General features: G+C 49.0%; 19 protein-coding genes, 1 tRNA gene and 1 other RNA gene. 10 read left to right on the top strand and 11 right to left on the bottom strand.

Features of this window, described 5'->3' with window-relative positions:
- The 3 genes from frhD to frhB are packed head-to-tail and all read left to right on the top strand — an operon-like array spanning position 1 to position 2,159.
- Positions 1-477: a coenzyme F420-reducing hydrogenase, FrhD protein gene (gene frhD, locus ACPLJI_RS01200; RefSeq protein WP_300477702.1), complete on the top strand. Its 477-nt coding sequence runs from the start codon at positions 1-3 to the stop codon at positions 475-477.
- The gene (gene frhG / locus ACPLJI_RS01195) at positions 474-1,301 is read left to right on the top strand and encodes a coenzyme F420 hydrogenase subunit gamma (protein ID WP_424730548.1); all 828 of its coding nucleotides are present in this window, start codon (positions 474-476) and stop codon (positions 1,299-1,301) included. The genes frhD and frhG overlap by 4 nt, the downstream gene beginning before the upstream one ends.
- A 12-nt stretch (positions 1,302-1,313) precedes the next feature.
- Positions 1,314-2,159: a coenzyme F420 hydrogenase subunit beta gene (gene frhB / locus ACPLJI_RS01190; RefSeq protein ID WP_424730549.1), complete on the top strand. Its 846-nt coding sequence runs from the start codon at positions 1,314-1,316 to the stop codon at positions 2,157-2,159.
- Between the two features lie 16 nt (positions 2,160-2,175).
- Here frhB and map read toward each other — a convergent pair whose 3' ends face one another.
- Positions 2,176-3,066, bottom strand: coding sequence for a type II methionyl aminopeptidase (gene map, locus ACPLJI_RS01185; RefSeq protein ID WP_424730550.1), 891 nt, complete (start codon positions 3,064-3,066; stop codon positions 2,176-2,178).
- A gap of 86 nt (positions 3,067-3,152) precedes the next feature.
- On the opposite strand from map, the gene ACPLJI_RS01180 reads away from it, so the two are divergent.
- The 4 genes from ACPLJI_RS01180 to rnpB all read left to right on the top strand — a co-directional run bounded on the left by ACPLJI_RS01180 (position 3,153) and on the right by rnpB (position 4,618).
- Positions 3,153-3,566, top strand: coding sequence for a hypothetical protein (locus ACPLJI_RS01180; protein WP_424730551.1), 414 nt, complete (start codon positions 3,153-3,155; stop codon positions 3,564-3,566).
- Between the two features lie 15 nt (positions 3,567-3,581).
- Positions 3,582-4,046: a hypothetical protein gene (locus tag ACPLJI_RS01175; protein ID WP_424730552.1), complete on the top strand. Its 465-nt coding sequence runs from the start codon at positions 3,582-3,584 to the stop codon at positions 4,044-4,046.
- A gap of 168 nt (positions 4,047-4,214) precedes the next feature.
- Positions 4,215-4,289: transfer RNA gene (locus tag ACPLJI_RS01170), tRNA-Met, on the top strand.
- Between the two features lie 30 nt (positions 4,290-4,319).
- Positions 4,320-4,618, top strand: an RNA gene (rnpB, locus tag ACPLJI_RS01165) — RNase P RNA component.
- A 788-nt stretch (positions 4,619-5,406) separates the two neighbouring features.
- On the opposite strand, the gene dnaJ is transcribed toward rnpB, so the two are convergent.
- The 3 genes from dnaJ to ACPLJI_RS01150 all read right to left on the bottom strand — a co-directional run bounded on the left by dnaJ (position 5,407) and on the right by ACPLJI_RS01150 (position 8,998).
- Positions 5,407-6,537, bottom strand: coding sequence for a molecular chaperone DnaJ (dnaJ, locus tag ACPLJI_RS01160; RefSeq protein WP_424730553.1), 1,131 nt, complete (start codon positions 6,535-6,537; stop codon positions 5,407-5,409).
- An 80-nt stretch (positions 6,538-6,617) separates the two neighbouring features.
- Positions 6,618-8,459 carry a molecular chaperone DnaK gene (gene dnaK, locus ACPLJI_RS01155; protein ID WP_424730554.1) on the bottom strand — a complete coding sequence of 614 codons (1,842 nt, stop codon included), beginning with the start codon at positions 8,457-8,459 and terminating at the stop codon, positions 6,618-6,620.
- A gap of 14 nt (positions 8,460-8,473) precedes the next feature.
- Positions 8,474-8,998 carry a nucleotide exchange factor GrpE gene (locus ACPLJI_RS01150; RefSeq protein WP_424730555.1) on the bottom strand — a complete coding sequence of 175 codons (525 nt, stop codon included), beginning with the start codon at positions 8,996-8,998 and terminating at the stop codon, positions 8,474-8,476.
- A 108-nt stretch (positions 8,999-9,106) separates the two neighbouring features.
- Between ACPLJI_RS01150 and ACPLJI_RS01145 the strand changes: the two genes are divergently transcribed.
- Positions 9,107-9,610 carry an ArsR/SmtB family transcription factor gene (locus tag ACPLJI_RS01145; protein ID WP_424730556.1) on the top strand — a complete coding sequence of 168 codons (504 nt, stop codon included), beginning with the start codon at positions 9,107-9,109 and terminating at the stop codon, positions 9,608-9,610.
- A gap of 161 nt (positions 9,611-9,771) precedes the next feature.
- Here ACPLJI_RS01145 and hypF read toward each other — a convergent pair whose 3' ends face one another.
- Positions 9,772-12,072 (bottom strand): carbamoyltransferase HypF, encoded by a 2,301-nt coding sequence (hypF, locus tag ACPLJI_RS01140; protein ID WP_424730557.1) that lies wholly within the window; start codon positions 12,070-12,072, stop codon positions 9,772-9,774.
- Between the two features lie 138 nt (positions 12,073-12,210).
- Between hypF and larB the strand changes: the two genes are divergently transcribed.
- Positions 12,211-12,960, top strand: a complete 750-nt coding sequence (gene larB, locus ACPLJI_RS01135; RefSeq protein WP_424730608.1) for a nickel pincer cofactor biosynthesis protein LarB — start codon at positions 12,211-12,213, stop codon at positions 12,958-12,960.
- Here larB and ACPLJI_RS01130 read toward each other — a convergent pair whose 3' ends face one another.
- A complete protein-coding gene (locus ACPLJI_RS01130; protein ID WP_424730558.1) occupies positions 12,961-13,281 on the bottom strand; it encodes a winged helix-turn-helix transcriptional regulator in 321 nt (106 codons plus the stop codon).
- Positions 13,282-13,599: 318 nt separating this feature from the next.
- Between ACPLJI_RS01130 and ACPLJI_RS01125 the strand changes: the two genes are divergently transcribed.
- Positions 13,600-14,169 carry a GNAT family N-acetyltransferase gene (locus ACPLJI_RS01125; protein ID WP_424730559.1) on the top strand — a complete coding sequence of 190 codons (570 nt, stop codon included), beginning with the start codon at positions 13,600-13,602 and terminating at the stop codon, positions 14,167-14,169.
- Between the two features lie 18 nt (positions 14,170-14,187).
- Here the strand turns inward: ACPLJI_RS01125 and hisE are convergent, their stop codons facing one another.
- The 5 genes from hisE to ACPLJI_RS01100 form a co-directional block, all read right to left on the bottom strand.
- Positions 14,188-14,478 (bottom strand): phosphoribosyl-ATP diphosphatase, encoded by a 291-nt coding sequence (gene hisE, locus ACPLJI_RS01120; RefSeq protein WP_424730560.1) that lies wholly within the window; start codon positions 14,476-14,478, stop codon positions 14,188-14,190.
- The gene (locus ACPLJI_RS01115; RefSeq protein WP_424730561.1) at positions 14,468-15,277 is read right to left on the bottom strand and encodes a CBS domain-containing ParB/RepB/Spo0J family partition protein; all 810 of its coding nucleotides are present in this window, start codon (positions 15,275-15,277) and stop codon (positions 14,468-14,470) included. The genes hisE and ACPLJI_RS01115 overlap by 11 nt, the downstream gene beginning before the upstream one ends.
- Position 15,278: 1 nt before the next feature.
- Positions 15,279-15,518 (bottom strand): DUF504 domain-containing protein, encoded by a 240-nt coding sequence (locus ACPLJI_RS01110; RefSeq protein WP_013296449.1) that lies wholly within the window; start codon positions 15,516-15,518, stop codon positions 15,279-15,281.
- A 5-nt stretch (positions 15,519-15,523) separates the two neighbouring features.
- The gene (gene gatB, locus ACPLJI_RS01105) at positions 15,524-16,873 is read right to left on the bottom strand and encodes an Asp-tRNA(Asn)/Glu-tRNA(Gln) amidotransferase subunit GatB (RefSeq protein WP_424730562.1); all 1,350 of its coding nucleotides are present in this window, start codon (positions 16,871-16,873) and stop codon (positions 15,524-15,526) included.
- 80 nt (positions 16,874-16,953) lie between these two features.
- Positions 16,954-17,955, bottom strand: coding sequence for a radical SAM protein (locus ACPLJI_RS01100; RefSeq protein WP_424730563.1), 1,002 nt, complete (start codon positions 17,953-17,955; stop codon positions 16,954-16,956).
- Between the last annotated feature and the right edge of the window lie 24 nt (positions 17,956-17,979).

The following is a 17,979-nucleotide window of genomic DNA, read 5'->3' as shown; positions in this document are numbered from 1 at the left end:
ATGCCATACGACGCTGAGATTCTAGTGGTGGGCTGTGGAAACATCCTTTTCAAGGACGATGGATTCGGCCCAGAGGTTATCAAGGCCCTTGAAGAATACTTCAGGGATAAGGAAAAACCAGAAAATGTAATGTTCATAGACGCTGGAACTGGCGGTCCACACTTTGTCTTCTCACTCCCACATGAACAGTGGAAGAAGATGATAGTCGTGGACGTTGTTGAATTCAATGCAGAGCCCGGGACCCTCAGAAAATTCGAGGTAACTGAGATTCCAAAGGGATCCTATGAGAATATGCACACATGGCCAGTGAGCCAGCCCCTCCATGAACTCAGTGAAAAAATTGACGTTGTGGTAATTGGGTGTAAACCCGAGGAGATATCAGCTCCCAATGTGGAAATGGGCCTCACACCCCCGGTAAAGAAGGCTATTCCCAGAGCCATTCAGATGATCTTAGAGGAGATTGGGGTTTCTAAATGAGTTTAATTGCCCGAATCAAAAGATTTTTAGGATTGGAGGCTGAAGCTAAGAGGGAAGAACCCGAAAAGGAAAAATCGGAACCTGTTGGAGCTTCAAAAGAGGAGGTTGAAAAAGTGGCTGAAGAAAATGCAAAACCAAGAATAGGTTACATTCACCTGAGTGGATGTACCGGAGATGCCATGTCGTTAACTGAAAATTACGACATTCTCGCAGAACTGCTCACCAATATGGTGGACATAGTATATGGACAGACCCTTGTGGATCTCTGGGAGATGCCAGAGATGGACCTGGCACTTGTTGAGGGTTCCGTCTGTCTGCAGGACGAACACAGCCTGCACGAACTCAAGGAACTCAGGGAGAAGGCTAAACTTGTCTGTGCATTCGGTTCATGCGCAGCAACAGGCTGCTTCACAAGGTACTCAAGGGGAGGCCAGCAGGCACAGCCATCACACGAGTCCTTTGTACCAATAGCAGACCTCATAGATGTGGACCTTGCACTGCCAGGGTGCCCACCATCACCTGAAATAATAGCAAAGACCGTTGTTGCACTTCTCAACAATGATATGGATTACCTGCAGCCAATGCTGGACCTTGCAGGTTACACCGAAGCATGCGGGTGCGACCTTCAGACAAAGGTCGTGAACCAGGGTCTCTGCATTGGATGCGGAACATGTGCAATGGCCTGCCAGACAAGGGCCCTTGATATGACCAACGGAAGGCCGGAACTGAACAGTGACCGCTGCATAAAATGTGGAATCTGCTACGTGCAGTGCCCGAGAAGCTGGTGGCCAGAAGAACAGATCAAGAAGGATTTAGGGCTATAGGAGGCTGGAAAAATGGTTTTAGGTACTTACAAGGAAATTGTTTCCGCCAGATCAACTGACAGGGAGATTCAGAAACTAGCCCAGGATGGGGGAATAGTCACAGGTCTTCTAGCTTACGCCCTTGATGAGGGTATCATTGAGGGTGCAGTGGTTGCAGGTCCAGGTGAGGAGTTCTGGAAACCACAGCCAATGGTTGCAATGACCTCAGATGAACTCAAGGCAGCAGCCGGTACCAAGTACACATTCTCACCCAACGTGCTGATGCTCAAGAAGGCCGTCAGACAGTACGGTATAGAAAAACTCGGTACGGTTGCCATACCCTGTCAGACAATGGGTATAAGGAAAATGCAGACCTACCCATTCGGTGTAAGGTTCCTTGCAGATAAGATAAAGCTGCTGGTGGGTATATACTGCATGGAAAACTTCCCATACACATCACTCCAGACCTTCATCTGCGAGAAACTGGGAGTCAGCATGGAACTCGTTGAGAAGATGGATATAGGTAAAGGGAAGTTCTGGGTATACACCCAGGATGATGTCCTAACCCTCCCACTCAAGGAGACCCATGGATACGAGCAGGCAGGATGCAAGATCTGCAAGGACTACGTGGCTGAATTTGCAGATGTCTCAACCGGTTCAGTGGGGTCACCTGACGGATGGTCAACTGTCATAACCAGGACAGACGCAGGGGACTCAATATTCAAACAGGCAGTTGAAGCAGGCCTATTTGAGACAAAACCAATAGAGGAAGTTAAACCCGGCCTTGGACTGCTTGAAAAACTTGCCGCACAGAAAAAGGAAAAGGCAGAGAAGAACATAGCTGCAAGGAAGGAGATGGGATTACCAACACCATTCTAATCCCATCAACTATTTTTTATTCTGTTATCACGGTGCACCCATCACCCTCCACAATGACCGTATGCTCCCACTGTGCCACAGTGGCACCGCTCTTTTCTCTCAGCACATGGTATGGGTAGATGGCCCTTGACTGTATCAGGAGCCTCATGGAGGCGCTGAGCCTTTTAGGATCAAAGTACTCCTCAAGCCATCTCTCTGCAAATGGAAGGGAACGGTACTCCTCCCGTATCTTACCGAGAACCCTTCTTGCATGGACAAGCCGAAGTGGCCTTTCACGGAGGAACCTGAATATGTGGGTCTGGGGCATGTCTGTAACAAGCCCAACACCATCGGTTGCGAAGGGTTCAATTGCAAGCACATCCCCCTCCTCAAGTTCATGGGGATTGTTTTCCCTTACGTTGGGTATTGAAAGTCCTGAGTGCAGTATCCACCTGTCCATGCTGTGACCTGTAAGGTTCGACACTGGCTTCATATCATGGGACTCTATCGTCTCCTGGATAACACTTCCAACCTCCCCAACCTCAACACCGGCCCTTATGGTGGAGATCGCATTCTCAAGGGCCTCCCTTGCAGCGTCCATCATCCTGTAACACCTGTCATCCACATCACCCACAGGGATGGTGATGGCGGTGTCGGCTATGAACCCCTCCACATGCGCCCCGAGGTCAAGCTTAACAAGGTCGCCCTCCACTATTCTGCTTTCATCACCTGGAGGGGAGGTGTAGTGGGCGGTAACCTCGTTGATGGAAACATTGCAGGGGAATGCCGGTTCACCGCCCCTACTTCTGATACCATCCTCAACGTAATTCACGAGTTCTATTACTGGCAAACCATCCCTTATGATCTCTGAAGCCTCTTTTCGAACCTTTGATACGATTTTACCTGCTTTTAAATATGATTCGATCATCGTTATCACTTAAGTGAGTTCTGATACTTATTTAAATAATGAGTTATATATTATTTCCAGCAGATAATACTTCAAGGGGGAGCTATATGGCGAGCACCGCAACAATACCTCAGAATATCCTGTGGCTTATAATATCTGTCCTGGCTTTTGTGACAGTGATCATTGTGGCTATACAGTGGAGGAGGGTCAGGGAGTCCCAGAATGACATCCAGCTTCTTGAAAAGCAGATCGAACTTAAAAAGATATCCCTCGTTGAGAACGACCTTCAGGCAAAGCGCCTGATGGAGACAACCATACCTCTCCCAAAGGACAAACAGGAGAAACTTGCTGCAATAAGGAAGAACACATCTGAGATAATGCATGAGGTGGGTTATCTTCAGAGTGAGATAAGTGAGAGACTTGCACTCCTTGAGGCAAGGACAGAGTTCAGGAAACTGGAGAAGATGCTGAAGGATATTGAGAAGAAGGAAGCAGAGCTCAATGCGAAACTTAAAAAATGATCTGGAGGTTTTAATTTGGGACCGGTGGAGCTTCTTGCAATCCTGATACTTGCAGGGGCCATAATTGTCCTCATATACTACTACCTGATGGAATCAGGAAACATGGCACCGGTAACCAGAGTTTACGGCGCCTTTGAAAAACCAGGTGAAGGGAGGGAAGGTTACATGGCAGGAGTTGGAGAGAAGGTGTCAGATGTCAGTGACAGGATAATGGGCAAGGTAAGGGAGGTTCCCATAAGCACTGATGTCATCTCAAGCAAGATAGACGCATTCCTTAATGAGAAGAGCGATGAACTCATAGAGGACTGGGAACTGGCCACCAAGGATGATATATCTGACCTTGAGAAGAGACTTGAACTGGTATCAAGGAACATAGATGAACTGGAGCACCGCTTCAACGAGTACAGGGGTTACACCAACAGGAAGCTTGAGTCCCTTGACAGGAGGCTCAGGAAGCTTGAGGAAAAGGAGGAAGAATAACCAAATCTCAGAGCGGTTCATCTCTAACCTCGCTGCAGGGATCAGATCAGGGAAAAGGAGGAAGAATAACCAAACCTCAGAACCCCTCCGTACATTAAGGCTTGAGGGATGGGTTAAAACCAGACCTCACCACAACCTTTATATAGTAAGATAACAAACCTAATGTTTAGCGGGGTGGGGTAGTCTGGTGATCCCGCGGGGCTCATAACCCCGAGATCCCTAGTTCAAATCTAGGCCCCGCTATCAGTTTTTATTCTCATGTTCATCTACCGGGCAAGCCGGAGGGCAGCTGACGGTCCATTTTTTGGGCTGAGGAAACTCCACCCATCATACAGAACCGCGGTGCCGTGAGGCATCAGCTGAGAGGCTGGACCCTGGAGCAGAAACGACACGTCTTCTGGTGGATGATAATGAAGCTTCACCCCAAGGAGCAGACTGACACCAGGAGGACCGGTGAAACGGCCATTCCGCGGGATGCAAGGACAAATACTGCCTGTGATTACTGTAGGAGGCAGAGGTAGTCCGCCGAGATGAATGCTGCCGAAACAGAAGGTGGGTTACTCCCGGCATGCCCGGTCTCAGTACTTATCTCAACGGGATACCCAGAAATTGCATTATCTCCCTTTGATCTCTGGAGCCGCTGTGCCTAGGACGGTGTTCACGGTTTCACATCTTTCATGAAGGAGCAGGGGTTTTAACTCTTATTTTCTCAATGTAGACGACCTTATCATGAGTTCTTTATTTTTGAGTTAAGGCATGGTTGATCCTCCGAAGGTGGAATTATTCGCCATAGGCTCTTATACGTTCTTTCCATGTTATGGGTTGCTCCCGCATGGCCTGGAAGTACGTAGTCGGCTGTGGTGTTGATCTTAAGGGCAATGAATGTTTTTTTCACTGAAACCATACGAATCCCTTTTTATACACCGTTCCCTCAACCAAGACCCTCTGACCGTTGAGGGCGCATGGATCTTCCCTTGAAGTGAAAGGGTCAAGTGCACTGCACTCCAATCTCTACATTTTTCGGTTTCAGCGTCTGTTAAGGTAGAGGGAGATCATTCGCACCGGATGGAGGGGGACATCTCTGTAAGAAGCTCAATCACACCTTAACCCACAACAAAACCAGGAAAAGACCTGGAATGCCTCTTTCACCTAGATCATCCTGAATATCCTGACCGCTCCTGAAAATTAGAATACTGCATGGATTTTTATGTTAACTCAGGTTTTTAGTAACTTTAAGAATATTAAGGTAGTTCTCAATGTAAAAAAGAGGGAGTACTCTGCTAGCTGAGGTTCACTCCGTGATCATCACTAGAATCTTAGGATGGAAAAGAGGGTTTAGTGGAATGGACCCGGGGTGGTTTCAGTGGATTATGGCATCCTTAACCTTATCAAAGAATCCCTTATCCTCGTGGATCTCATCCCCACTGATACTTGCAAATTCCCTGAGGAGTTCCTTCTGCCTTGGACTCAGTTTTCTCGGTGTTACAACCTTTACCTTTACGTAGAGGTTTCCGTAGCCATTCCACTTTAGGTGGGGCATCCCGTGCCCCTTAACACGGAAGGTTGTCCCACTCTGGGTTCCCGCTGGTATCTTCAACTGCACTGGCCTGTCAAGGGTTGGGACCTCCACGGTGTCACCCAGGGCGGCCTGCACGAAACTTATAGGTTTCTCTGTGTAGAGGTTTGCCCCCTCCCTCCTGAAAATGCTGTGGGGTTTGACCTTAATGACCACGTAGAGGTCCCCTGGTTCTCCACCACGAAGACCCATCTCCCCCTCACCGGGGATCCTGAGCCTGGATCCGGTCTCAACGCCTGGCGGAACATTCACGTGGATTGTGCTGGTTTTCCTGACAACCCCCTTACCGTTACAGTTGCTGCAGGGCTTTTCAACAATGGTTCCCTCGCCGTGGCAGTCGGGGCATGTCGTTATGTTCATCATCTGCCCGAGAAGGGTGTTACGCACCTGCCGCACCTGTCCGCTGCCCCCGCAGGTGGAACAGGTCCTTGCACCTGTACCCGGCTCGGCCCTGCTTCCATTACACACTGGACACTTCTTTGTGTGGGGAACCCTTATATCCGTTTCAAGGCCACTGTAGGCATCCTCAAGACTTATCTCAAGCGTGTAGGTGAGGTCAGCACCTCTCTGGGGGCCATGTCTCCTTCCCCCACCGAAACCGAACATGTCGAAGATGTTCCCTATATCAAATCCCAGGCCGCTGAAAATGTCCTCAAAGTTGATGCTGTTGAATATATCCTCCTGACTGAAGCCCTCCATACCTGCATGACCGAACTGGTCGTACCTTCTCCTCTTCTCATCGTCAGAGAGGACCGCGTAGGCCTCACTTATCTCCTTGAACTTTTCGGCAGCATCGGGATCATCGCTGACGTCGGGGTGGTACTTCCTTGCAAGCCTCCTGTAGGCCTTCTTTATCTCCTTCTTATCGGCACCCCTATCCACACCGAGAACCTCATAGTAGTCACGCTTAGCCATCGATTTTCACCTGGTATAGAATCTGAAAGTTATCAGCTAAAAATAGTTGCACATCAGAGAATAAAAAGTTGGGGGAGGCCTCAGTTCTTGACCTCAAAGTCAGCATCTATGGTGTCGTCACCCTGGTTTTCACCCTGTGATGCTGTGTTCTCTGCCTGCTGCTGGGCAGCCTGCTGGTATATAACCGCACCGATTTCCTGCACGGTCTTTGTGAGTTCCTCGGTCTTTGATTTGATGGCCTGGACATCGTCACCTGCTATGAGTTCCCTTAGTTCACTGACCTGTTTTTCAACCTCCTCCTTCTTATCTGATGGTACCTTATCTCCAAGTTCCTCGAGGGTCTTCTCGGCGGTGTAGATCATTGAATCGGCATTGTTCCTTATCTCGATTTCCTCCTGTTTTCTCCTGTCTTCCTCGGCGTGTTTTTTGGCCTCCTCTATCTTCTGTTTTATCTCCTCCTCTGAGAGCTTGTTGGGGGCTGTTATTGTTATGGCCTGTTCCTTACCTGTTCCAAGGTCCTTTGCTGATACGTTCAGTATACCGTTCGCGTCTATATCGAAGGTCACCTCTATCTGGGGCACTCCACGTGGGGCGGGGGGTATTCCCACCAGCTGGAACCTTCCAAGGCTTGTGTTGTCTGCGGCCATTGGCCTTTCACCCTGAAGGACATGTATGTCAACGGAGGTCTGGTTGTCTGCTGCTGTTGAGAATATCTGGCTCTTCTTTGTGGGTATCGTGGTGTTTCGCTCTATGAGCTTGGTGAAGACCCCTCCAAGGGTTTCTATACCCAGTGACAGTGGCGTCACATCCAGAAGTACAAGGTCCTTTATCTCCCCTGCAAGAACACCACCCTGTATGGCTGCACCCATGGCAACACACTCCATGGGGTCTATTCCCCTCTCGACGGGTTTTCCTATGAAGTCCTCAACGAATTTCTGGACAATGGGCATCCTTGTGGGTCCACCTACCAGTATTATTTTATCCACGTCCTCCCGGGTCATCCTGGCGTCCTTCAGGGCCTGTTTCATTGGTCCTGCACATCTCTGCACGATTGGATCAACCAGTTCCTCCAGTTTTGCTCTTGTGATGGTCTTTATGAGGTGTTTTGGTCCGTCCTGGGCCACGGTGATGTAGGGGAGGTTAACCTCAGTTGTGAGGGTTGTTGAAAGTTCTATTTTGGCCTTCTCAGCAGCCTCCCTCAGTCTCTGGACTGCCTGGTCGTCCTCCATGAGGTCTATGCCTGTTTCCTTTTTGAATTCATCGGCGAGGTAGTTCATTATTGCGTTGTCCATGTCGGTCCCACCCAGCTGGGTGTCACCGCTTGTTGATCTAACCTCAAAGACTCCCCCACCGAATTCCATGATCGTAACGTCCAGTGTACCTCCGCCCAGGTCAAAGACCATGATGACCATGTCCTCGTCTTCCTTGTCAAGGCCGTAGGCGAGGCTTGCTGCTGTTGGCTCGTTGACGAGTCTTACAACGTCTAGCCCTGCGATGGTACCCGCGTCCTTGGTGGCTGTCCTCTGGTTGTCGTCGAAGTAGGCGGGTACTGTGATGACGGCCTTCTTTATCTCCTCACCCAGGAATGCCTCTGCGTCCTTCTTGATCTTCTGGAGGATGAATGCTGATATCTCCTGTGGAGTGTACTCCTTTCCCTGAACCTTCACCTTCCTGTCTGTACCCATACTCCTTTTTATGGCTGTTATGGTGTTCTCAGGATTTGTGACTGCCTGTCGCCTTGCAGGTTCACCCACTAGCATCTGACCGTCCTCTGTGAATGCAACGCAGCTTGGGAAGGATTTACCGTACTGTGATGCCCCTTCTGCACTGGGTATGATGGTTGGTTTTCCACCTATAAGTACTGCGGCTGCAGAGTTACTTGTTCCAAGGTCAATACCGAGAATTTTTTCTTTTTTTGCCACATGATCACCTCAAATCAACTTTTCTTACATACCTTGACTATTGAATGTTTTATTATCCTGTCGTTGAGTCTGTAACCCCTTGATAACTCCTCTATTATGATTCCATCGTCGTATTCATCATGGTTCTCAACCATAACTGCCTCATGAAGGAATGGGTCAAATTTCTCACCCTCGGCTGGTATCTCAGTTAAGCCCTCCCTTCTGAGGGTGTCCCTGAATTTCCTGTAGATGACCTCCAGGCCGTCGCCATCATTCTCCCGGTTTTCAAGGGCCCTTTCAAGGTCCTCGTATACGTCCAGGAGGTTCAGTATGAGCTTCTCATTTGCATTTTTCACGATTTCCAGCTCCTGTTTCTCCTTCTGTTTCTTGTAGTTTTCAAAGTCGGCCTGAAGTCTCTGGAGGTGGGAGACGTATTCGCTGATTTCCTCTTCCTTAACAGCGAGTTCACTTTCAAGTTCTTTCACTCGTTTTTTAAGTTCCTTTAATTCATCTTCACAGTCATTGGCTGGTTTAGAATCAGTTTTTTTCTCTTCGCACATTGCTTCACCTTTCATTTTTTACAGAAATTAAAGTTACCAGAGGTTACCTATAACCTTATAGCTATTATACTTACAAAAGGTTATATAAACCTTTCGACATATCCTACCATGATGAGAGAAAAATCCACTGAAGAGCGGAACATGGAAGTTATACTTGATGTTATGGGCTGCAAGACCAGGAGGGAGATCATAAACCTCCTCCGTGAGGAGCCCAGATTTGTCAGTGAAATATCAAAGGAACTGGATATTGGCCAGAAGGCTATAATAGAGCACCTCAGGGCGATGGAGGAGGCAGGGATTTTAAGCTCCTTTTTCAGGAAGATAGAGAGGGGAAGGCCCCGCAAATATTATGATATATCAAGGGACATCCACATCAGCATAACCATAAACAGGAACAACTTCAGGGTGGATGTTGTGGATGACCTACTCAGTAGAAAACAGCTCCCACCAGGTGACGAGTGGTCCAGACTGCTTAACCTTGAAAATAAGATAAGGAACGGCCAGTGGGAGGCCATTGAGGAGTTAAAGAACCTCATAAGGCTCTACGACCATCTCAAGAAAAGGGCCGAGGACCTACTCCGCGAGGCAGAGATGAGAAGAAAAATGGATTAGTTCCCATTAGGGGAGCCGGTTTTTGCATTTACTGAGGTCCATGGGGCTTCCTGAAATATCAGATCTCAGTTCTGGGAGGTTTCAGCAATATCATTTGGGGTCCTCTGATAGGTTCCTGAAATATCAGATTTCAGTTATGGCACCAGAATGGGGGAACGTGATTATCCACTGTATTCGAGTGCAGCTGCAACAGCCTGCCCAAGGGACACTGAACCATCACCTGCACATGAATCTCTGTGCTGAATGAAACTGTAACCCCTCTCTGTAACGTGATCCCTCACCGCAAGGCTTATGGCCTCATTGTAGAAAACACCGCCGGTTCCCCCTATAACCTCAACTCCAAGATCTTCAGCTGCAAGGACCGCCATCTCTGCAAGTCCCTCTGCAACGGCTTGCTGGGCTGCATGGGCTATCTCTGTCCTGTTCTCACCGGATTCCAGAAGATCCATCACATCTAGGAGTATAGCTGATGTATCAAGGATGTACCTCCCTTCACTCCTCAGAATTCTGGAGGGTATTCTGAGTTTTCCTCTAGCTCTGAAGGCAGCCGATTCAAGTTTCATGGCACATTCCCCCTCATAGGTTCTCCTTCCGCAGATTCTGAGGGCTGCTGAAATTGAGTCAAGGACTCTGCCGGTGCTGCTGCTCATGCCTGTGTTGAGTCCGGTTTCCATCTGCCTTAATACGACATCGATCTCCCTTTCTCCGTGGGGGAAGTAATCAAGGTACCTTTCAATGAAAACTTCACGGATGTCCCCATCATAGCGGTCCAGAAGCATTGAGAGCAGCATCCTTGCAGGATACCTTGTTGCAAGGTCACCTCCAGGCATCTTCTGGGACATGAGGCTCCCAACCCTTGAATATTCAGGACCGTGGCAGTGGAGAATCTCACCACCCCACGATGTACCATCTGCACCGTAGCCAACACCATCTGCGGCTATACAAATGCATTCATCGACACCATTATCGAGCATGAGTGCCAGGGCATGGGCATGGTGGTGCTGGACCCTCAGGATGTCCGAAGAGAACCTCTCAGAAAGCTCCTCTGCATAGGACGTTGTCAGGAACTGGGGGTGGAGATCACAGGCTATGACGTCCACGGATTCTGTGCCTGTTATGCCCATGAGGTAATTCACCGCCTCCTTGAGGAAGAGGAGGGTGTCATACCTTGAGGTGTTACCTATGTGCTGTGATACATAGCACTGCCCTCCATTAAGCACAGAGAAGGTGACATCAAGCTCCGGTCCAAGGCAGAGGGCTGATAGATCCTCTGATATATGCGTCAGGTCATAGGGTTCAGGTGCGTACCCCCTCGACCTCCTTATGAAGGCCATATCACCACCCCTGAAACGGACAACAGAGTCATCACAGCGGTTTATGATTTTACGGTCATGGAGAAGGAAGTAATCGGCTATACCCTCAAGTCCACTGGTTATCTCACTGTTCCTTATGAACATGGGGTCGCCTGGTTTATTGGCTGAGGTCATAACATAGGCCGGGGCCTCGGTGTATCCGAAGAGGACATGGTGCATTCCAGAGTAGGGTAACATGACTCCTATGTTGTGGAGGCCCGGTGCAACTGATGGGGCGAGGGGGTAGTCACTGTTTTTATTCAGAACAACTATTGGCCTTCTCCGGGAGGTTAAGGCCTTCTCCTCTGCTTCAGACATGCATGCATAGACCTTCACTGAGGAAACATCAGGGGACATGCAGGCGAATGGCTGGCTGGGCCTTCCAAGCCTGGATCGGAGTTCCGTCACTGAATCCTCATAGTCTGCCCGGCAGACCAGGTGAGTGCCCCCTATACCCTTAACTGCGAGTATTTTACCCTCATCAAGAAGTTCTGCAGCCATTTTCAGGGGGTTATCTGTTTCAATAACATCTTCACGCCATATGAATGGTCTGGGCCCGCATACCGGGCAGCATGTTGCCTCTGCGTGGTACCTCCTGTCAAGGGGGTTGAGGTACTCCTCCATGCAGGAGCTGCAGAGGGGAAATTCACGCATACTTGTCCTCTCACGGTCATAGGGGATGGATTCAATCACGGTGAACCTGGGCCCGCAGTCTGTGCATGCGGTGAATGGGTAGAGGTAACGCCTGTTATCCTTATCCATTATCTCCTCAAGGCACCTGCTGCAGGTTGCAACGTCTGCGGGTATCACAGACGTCCCTGATGACTCTGATGAGCTCTCCCTTATAGTGAAATCGCTGAATGAAGGACTGTCAATGGAGGTCATCTCATTCTTTATCCGGTTTATCCTTGAAATGGGAGGTTTTTCTGCCTTGAGCCTCTCGATGAATTTTTTTATTCTATCTTCACCTCCTTCAAGGACAATTTCAACCTGGTTTCCCATGTTCCTGACGTATCCTGTAAGTCCAAGTTCATGTGCAAGCCTGTATACAGCTGGCCTGAAGCCAACACCCTGCACTATTCCCTCAACAGTGAGCTGGGCACGGTACATTCTATCTCCTTTAAGGATTTTCACAGATGATGGTGGTGCATCATGCTAAGATTATATTCATGAAGGATTTTCACAGATGATGGTGGTGCATCATGCTAAGATTATATTCATGAACTTATAAATTAGATAGTGATGTCAGTGAGATCGATTTTAAGGGAACTCCTCAGGGGTGAAATCTCGGTTGAAGAGGCAGAAAGGGCGATTGAATCGGCCCAGATTAAACTGGGTGATAGGGTAAGGTTTGATATACTGCGTGAGAGAAGGACAGGGTTCCCTGAGGCTGTATTTGCACCTGGTAAGAGTGATGAGGATATAATTAACATTATAAGAACTGTCGGGGACGTTATTGTAACAAGGCTCCCACCTGAAAGGGCTGAAAGGGTCATGGATGGACTGGATCTTGGAGATGACTACACAGCTTATTACCATGAATCGGCAGGTGTGCTTGCTGTCAGGTCAGGGGAACCTGAAAGGCTGGGGATGATCGGCGTACTTTCTGCAGGGACATCAGACATACCCGTTGCAGAGGAGGCGAGGGTGGTTGCAGAGGAATCTGGCTGTGAGGTTCTCACTGCATATGATGTTGGGGTTGCCGGCATCCACCGGCTTCTGGAACCACTGCAGGAAATGCTGGAATCAGGTGTTAAGGTGCTCATAGTGGTGGCTGGCATGGAGGGGGCACTTCCCTCTGTGGTTGCGGGACTTGTTGATGTCCCGGTTATAGGTGTTCCAGCATCAGTTGGTTATGGGGTGGGTGAGGGCGGTTTTGCAGCACTCAATTCCATGCTACAGTCGTGTTCCCCGGGGATAGGGGTTGTCAATATAGATAACGGCTTCGGGGCCGCTGTACTTGCGGTTAAAATACTGAGGGCCTTTGAAGGTGATTGATCATTTTTCGTGTGTACCGTACCTTTTACCCCATTCACATAGTTCGTCCAGGATAGGTATGACTGACTTCCCCTTTTCAGTGAGACAGTACTCAACCCTTGGGGGCACCTCCGGGTAGACCACCCTCCTTATGAGGCCGTTTGCCTCAAGTTCACGGAGGGTCTTGGTGAGCATCCTCTGGGTTATCCTGGGTATCTTCCTGTTTATCTCACTGAAGCGGAGCTTACCATCCTTGAGGGAACAGAGGACAAGGGACTTCCATTTACCCCCTATCTCGTTAATGGCGGCCTCAACAGAGCATATGTACTCGTCATCATTCATGGTATCAACCATGTGATCCAGTATACTTTATGTGTGTATATGTATTTTATGTAAGTACATAATTTAAATACTTTAAGTTACTTTATTATAGTAAAGAAGTTTGAGAGGTGAAATCATGCTTGTGAACTTTGATCTTCAGCACTTCTGCTGTGGCCCCAAGGGCTGCCAGATAGAGATTGAATACGGCGAAATGCTCGACGCAGAGCAGTAATTAATTTTTTAACCACCCCCATTTTTTCACAAAAACCATGTTTTTATTATTTCATAAATATGGAGTACCCTGTCGAGGTCAATAAACGATTCAATGAAGATGGCACCATGGATATTGTCAGATTCGAACCCCGCTTCCTGGAGACTGCAGGGAGGCTGATCTATGAGACTGACAGGCAACTCTTTGACCTCTTTTTCAAAAATCCTGAGGTGGCCCTGGAAAAACTTCTAAGGAATGGTGTCTGCTGGGATCCTGAGAGAATAATAGTAGCATCCAGTGAAGGAGAGATCCTCGGTGTGCTGGCCTATGAAATTGATAACAGTAAATCTGGAGTTCTTGATTTAATCAGGAAGCTGGGACCCGGTGATTCCCTGAGGGTCATCATGATGGACCTCATTGACTCCCTGAGCACCCAGAGGGTTGAGGATGGTGACCTCTACATAGCATCCCTTGCAGTTGCACCTGAAGCAAGGGGGCAGGGTGTTGGTTTCAGGCTCCTGCAGGAGGCTCAGATGATTGCAGAGGACAGAGGTCTTGATAGACTTACACTGGATGTTTCACCCACAAATACTCCTGCCCTGAATCTTTACAGCAGGTTTGGATTCAGATTGAAAGGTGAAAAGGAGATAAGAATTTTGAAAAGAAGATTCCAGCAGATGGAACTACCACTTCACTGAGTTACCTGCAGTTATCAGCTATTTTCTTCTTGCAGCGAACTCCTCAAGCAGGCTTTCAAATGGAATCCCCTTGTATACAAGGAGTACAAGTGTGTGGAATATCAGGTCAGCAGACTCCTCCACGAGGCCCTCATTGTTCTTTGAGGCTATGATCACCTCCGCAGCCTCCTCACCGATTTTCTCAAGTATCTTATCCTCTGCCCGTTTCTCATCATCCCTCATGAGTCTGGACGTGTAGGAGTCCACCGGCTTATCGCGCCGCTCCTCAAGTACAGCGTAGATTTCCCTTAAAATTCCCTCATCCACCATTCTTCTTACCTGCCATAGCCTTTCTCATGCTGGTTGTTATCGCAATCAGGGGGTGCTGGGCGTCGTCTATAACCTCAATGTCTTCCAGGGTATAAACACCGTTGAGGTCCGCGGTCTTCTCCATACCCAGCTTCATGTCCTTCTTAATATCGATGACATATGAGTCTATCTCATGGTAGCCCAGCCGGTAGGATGCAAGGGTCCTGTGGTGACCGTCGACCAGTACGTATCTGTCACCCGTCTTTACAACGATGGTGGGCTCCGCAAGGCCCCTTTTAATTTCATAGGTTCTGCCCTGGAGTTCATCAGCGTATACCTTGCTCTGGGTGGGCCGCAGCTTTTCGATGGGTACCTTCATCCGTTTAACCTCAGGTTTAACATCATAGAGCTGTTCAAGGGTCTTCTTGAAGTAGTTAACCTTCATGGGGGTGGAACGTTCGATATGGGATCTCACGATGTCGGTGTTTGTTATTATACCCACAAGTTTACCTTCCTTATCTATGACAGGCAGTCTTGAGATCCCCATCCTGAACATGACCCTTGCAGCGTCATTGAGGGACATATCCTGGTCTGCAACCACCACATCCCTTGACATGATCTCTGATACCTTTTTGACCCATGGCTTTATGAGGAGGTCAAAGGCGGTCACCATCCCGATCACGGTACCGTTATCCTTGACCGGAAAACCATCATGACCTGTTTCCTTCATGAGCTTGATGATCTCAGCGGTTGATGTGTCTGAGGAGACCGTTATAACGTCCCGGGTCATGTAGTCCTTTACAAGTGCCTTGTTGCTCATTCTATCCCTTCTTCTGTTTTTTCCAGATGAAACTGTTATCGCAGACTATTTTAACCACACGGTGGTAGGGTATCGACGCACCGTTACTCAGCACAAGGAAGCCCCTTTCGAGTCTTTCAATATCTGATCCCTGAACTGTTTTGAGGTTCCTCTGGGCCCCCCTGTGGATGTAACTTATCCTGCACCTTTTAATATCCCATTTAGGATGCCACATAAGAAGATCCAGGACGTTCTTGGCCATGCACCTCAGATCCTTTCCTTTATCAGTTCAACTGTGCGTTCAGGCTCTGCCTTTCCGCGGGTAATTTTCATCACCTGCCCCACCAGGAAGTTTATGGCAGCCTCCTTGCCATCATGGTAATCCTGAACTGCCCCGGGGTTTTCCCTTATGGCCTGCTCAACCGCCTCTATAACCCGGGCTTCATCTATGATTCCTATGAGCCCCATTTCGGCGGCTATCTCCCGGGGGCTCCTGGTGTTGAATGGCATCTCCTCTATGATCTTTTTGGCGGCCTTGGTGGTTACCTCCTTCTTCTGTATCATCTCAAGGAGTTCCACAATATTCTGGGGGGTTATACCGCTTTCTGCAAAGCTCACCTTGTTGTAGTAGAGCACCCTCTTGAGTTCGTCCCTCATCCAGAGAGCCGCGAACTCAGGGTCTATTGATGCTGCAACATCCTCAAAGGCATCTGCAAGTTCCAGTTCTGAGGTCAGCACCCTTGCATCCTCCTCCCTTAAACCATATTCCTCCATGAAGCGCTTCACCTTGAGGTGAGGTGCCTCCGGTATTCCGTCCCGGATACCATCCACCAGTCCATCCCCAAAGTGCATTGGGGGGAGATCGGGATCAGGTATGTATCTGTAGTCCTCTGCCTCCTCCTTGAGCCTCATGGAGACGGTTATCATCTGGGATTCAAGAAATGCACGTGTTTCCTGTTTAACCTCAACACCCCTCTTGAGGAGGTTCTTTTGCCTCACCATCTCAAACTTAAGGGCCCTGTAGGCTCCCTTTATTGAGTTTATGTTCTTTATCTCAACCCTACGGCCCCCCTCAAGGGATATGTTGACGTCGGCCCTCATCGTGCCCTCCCCACGGGCACAGCCGCTGTACTCCAGCACCCTTATGAGTTCCCTGAGGAAGTTCCTGGCCTCCTCAGGTGACCTCATGTCTGGCTCTGTAACAATTTCGATTAGGGGGATGCCTGACCTGTTGAAGTCAACCACACCGTGGTCAGGTTTATACTGGCCGGGGTCCTCCTCTATGTGCACCTCCCTTATCCTGACGCCGTTGAGCTCCCCTTCGAGCCCAACGGGTATGGATGTCCTCTGGTAACCTGATGGAAGGTCTGGGTAGTTGTAGTGCTTACGCATGAAATATGTGATCTCAGGGTTTATCCTGCAGTCAAGCATCAGGGCGATCTTCAGAGCCCCCTCAAGGGCGCTTCTGTTTGGTGGATGTGGTTTGGCCCCTGGCTGGTTGAGGCACACCGGGCATATATTTGTGTTTGGGGGGGCGTCCTGGTAGTCTGTAGGGCATCTGCAGAATAGCTTTGATCTGGTGTCAAGCTGAACATGAATTTCAAGACCACATTTCATCTTAATGGTTATTCCTCCTTTTTCATGGTAACATGATTCAACGTGATGGAAGCATATTGGATTATATTATTATCATCAACTTAAAGCAATTTAAGATTTTTCAGACATCCGTTAACATACCTCTCTATGAAGGGATCAATTTCAGGGTAGGACCGGCCCCTTCTTAGCCTATCCACATCTGTGAATGTACCTGCAAGTCTCCTCCCGGCCCACTTAACCTCCTCTTCAACACGCTTTCCGTAGGAGGTTCCGAACATCTTGAAAAGGGGGAATTTGGTTATGCCATTGGCCCCGCTGAGGACAAGGGGACCTATGCTTCCAAGGTTATCCATCCAGGTCCCTGTGATGATCTCCAGGTCAGGGAACTCTATCCTTGTGGCGGCAACTGTTCCCGCATAATAAAGGGTGGCGGGCTGGGGTTGATTCTCAAATACTGTCCCCTCATGGGGGTTGAGGGCATAGAAGGTTACACGGTCTATTTCAAGATCCCCTATAAATTCGAAGAGGTATCTGAGGTCATCGGGTGTCTCACCGAGTCCCAGTATTATGGTGATGCCCGTTCTGAATCCCAGGTCCCTGGCTGCCTCAAGCATCTCAGCTATGTCCTCCCGGGGTTTGCTGGGGCACAGTTTCCTCTGAAGGTCAGGGTTTGCAACCTCAAGGGCCCCTGTTACACCCGCCACCTCATCACCGTATATTTCAAGATCGGTGGTTATCCCTGTGTTCAGCCATACCGGGGATCCCGTTATATCCATTATCCTCTCTGCGATCCCCTTTATCTCCTGGGGCGAGAATGAACCATAGCCACCTGAGAGGAACTCTATGTTCCACCCCAGCCTCCTGCATATTTCGGCCTCTGCCAGTATGGCGTTGATGTTTCTCCTGGCCTTTGATGGTTCCCTTATACGCGGCTTCTGTGTGCTCATATAGCAGAAGGCACAGTCCCCCCTTTCACACCACCACGATAGAAAAACTGCCCTTTCCAGTGTTATGACATCACCATGATGTTTAAGGGTAATTTCGCTGGCCTTGTTCATCAATTTGAGTATATCCATTTCCTTCAGTGATTCTATGACATTCATATCTGACACTCTCTGCTCTGCAGA

Origin of the sequence: Methanothermobacter sp. (genome assembly GCF_049720995.1) — an archaeon.
Lineage (GTDB): Archaea > Methanobacteriota > Methanobacteria > Methanobacteriales > Methanothermobacteraceae > Methanothermobacter.
The sequence above is the reverse complement of the archived record's forward strand: the minus strand, read 5'-3'. Positions and strand labels throughout refer to the sequence as shown.